Annotated in this window: 1 pseudogene; it reads right to left on the reverse strand. The window is 75.5% G+C overall.

The features are described 5' to 3' along the window. Positions 1 to 98: 98 nt before the first annotated feature. Positions 99 to 700, reverse strand: a pseudogene (locus ACWEN3_RS46695) (TetR/AcrR family transcriptional regulator); the annotation flags it as partial. Positions 701 to 1,276: the final 576 nt, after the last annotated feature.

Raw genomic sequence — 1,276 nt, forward strand, 5'->3', positions numbered from 1 at the left:
GAAGCGGGTGCGCTCGTTGCCCCGCTCGTCCAGGATGATCAGGTCGTCGTCCTTGGACACGCACGGGAAGTAGCCGTGGACCACGGCCGCTTCCACGCGGCGAGTCCCGTGGCCACCTCGCCCCAGGTGGCGCGCGGGGTCGGCGCGCCCTCGGCGAGCGCCCGTTCCCGCTCGGCGCAGGTGTGCAGGATCAGCAGCCGGACCATCTGGCCGCGTTCGGCGCGGACCTCGGCCGGCAGCTCCGGCAGGGTGCGGTTCAGCCCCTCTATCGCCTGCCGCAGCGCCGGCGAGGTCATGGACTCCTCCACCATGGCTCGTGCAGGGCGGGGTCGGTCATCACCTGGGCGCAGAACCGGGCGTACCAGGTGGGGCTGCCGAGTCCGGCCAGGTGCTCGGTGACCGGGCGGACCAGGCAGTCGACCCAGTCGCGGACGTCGTCGGAGTGGCCGGCCGCCGCGAGGGCACGTTCCCGGAGCGCCTCGACGCGCTCGGCGTGCCGGCGGGCGACCGCGCGGACCAGGTCGGTCTTGGTGCCGAAGTGGTAGCCGACCGCGGTGTTGTTGCCCTGGCCGGCGGCCTCGCTCACCTGGCGGTTGGAGACGACGTACACGCCGTGCTCGGCGAACAGCCGTTCCGCCGCGGTCAGGATCGCCTCCCGCGTCGCGCTCACCTGCTCGGCCCGCGCCGTCCTGCGCGCCATGCTCACCACCGCTCTGGGACCGCGCGCCGCCCTGGGGCGGCCGGTCCCGGGCACCGCTCCAGGTCCTCGACCGGGGCGGCGAGGTCCAGCCAGGGCAGCCTACGGTGCGCACCGGCCGGGCTCGGGAACAGGCCCCGCACGGAGTCCCGCGGGGGGCTGAGCGGCCCGTCACGGGACAGCCGGATGGCAGGGCGCGGCGATACGGCGGCCGAGCCGGCCGGTGACGATCACGGCCACCGCGCCGCTGAATCGGCCGACCGCGCTACGGCGGGCGCGGGGTGGTCACGCACCACACGGCCGGTCCGCGGCAGCCTCGGAGCACGCCCCGCGACAGACGGCACCCGGCGCCTGGGCAGCCGACCGGTCGGCACCGACCAATCCGACCGCGCCCCCTTGCGGCAGACGGACGGTTGTCCCCGGGACAAGGCCCCGACGGCAGGCGGCGCCCCTCACCCCGGGCGCCCAGCCGGTCGGCTCCGGCTCGGCCCCTGACTTGGAGTTGGGCGTCGCTGATGTCGAGGCACACCACCTGGTAGGGCGCAGATGCCCCGGTCGATCGCCTCGGACAGCGTGAGG

It is taken from the genome of Streptomyces sp. NPDC004561 (genome assembly GCF_053602155.1).